The organism is Pseudoroseomonas cervicalis ATCC 49957 (assembly GCF_000164635.1).
GTDB classification, from domain to species: domain Bacteria; phylum Pseudomonadota; class Alphaproteobacteria; order Acetobacterales; family Acetobacteraceae; genus Pseudoroseomonas; species Pseudoroseomonas cervicalis.
Genome location: NZ_GG771039.1, coordinates 1 through 1,093 on the forward strand (window position 1 = coordinate 1; position 1,093 = coordinate 1,093).

A 1,093-nucleotide genomic window follows, 5' to 3' on the forward strand; every position below is an offset into this window, starting at 1 on the left:
CGCCGCCTCGCCGCCGATCTCGGGGCGGCCGAGGGTGACATTGGCGCGCAGCGAGCCGGCGAAGAGATGCGGCCGCTGCCCGACCCAGGCGATGCGGCGGCGCAGGCCGGCGGCCTGCGCCTCATCCATCGGCGCGCCGTCCAGGCGCACCACGCCCTGCTCCGGCACGGCCAGCCCGGCCAGCAGCGCCAGCAGGGTGGATTTGCCCGCCCCGCTCGGCCCCAGCAGGGCGACATGCTCGCCCGCCGCGATGTCGAGGGAGAGGCCGGAGAGCGCCGGCACGCCAGCGCCGGCATGGCGGAACACCAGCCCCTCGGCCGAAAGGGCGGAGGGTGGCGCCGGGGCCAGGGCCGGGGCCGGCACCAGGGCGGCGGGCAGCGGCGCCGCGTCTTCCGCCAGCCGCTCCAGCGCGGTCAGCGCGGCCTCGCCGGCGGCGCGGTCGTGCCAGGCGGCGCACATCTCGCGCAGCGGCTCGAAGAAAGCCGGGGCCAGCAGCAGGATGAACAGCCCCTCGCCGAGCGAGAGCCGCCCGCCCCAGGCGCCGGGCGCGGCCTGCCCCAGCAGGTGGAAGCCGATATAGACGGCGACCAGCGCGACGCCGAGCGCCGAGAACAGCTCCAGCACCGTCGAGGAGAGGAAGGCGATGCGCAGCACCGCCATGGTGCGGGCGCGCAGGCTCTCGGCCTGGGCGCGCAGCCGGGTCGCGGTGGCCTCCACGGCGCCGAGCGCGCGGATGCTGGACAGGCCGCGCAGCCGGTCCAGCAGAAAACCGTTCATGCCGCCGAGTTCGAGCATCTGCGCCTCGGAAGCCGCCTGGGCGCGCCAGCCGATCAGCGCCATGAAGAGCGGGATCAGCGGCGCCGCCAGCAGCAGCGCCAGCGCCGCCAGCCAGGAGAAGGGCAGGATGGCCAGGACGATCAGCGGCGGCAGCAGCGTGGCGCGCAGCCGCGCGGCGCGGAAGCGCAGCAGATAGGGCAGCACCGCGTCCGCCTGCTCGGCCAGCACGCTGGCGGCGGTGCCGGAGGCGGGGCGGGTGGCATCGAGCGGCGAGCGCGCGGCCAGCGCCGCCAGCGCCTTGGCCCGCAACCCGCCC

At 77.1% G+C, this 1,093-nt stretch carries 1 protein-coding gene; it reads right to left on the reverse strand.

From position 1 onward, the window contains the following. The coding region (locus tag HMPREF0731_RS21555) for an ATP-binding cassette domain-containing protein (protein ID WP_007006365.1) at positions 1-1,093 on the reverse strand (1,093 nt) is incomplete at both ends.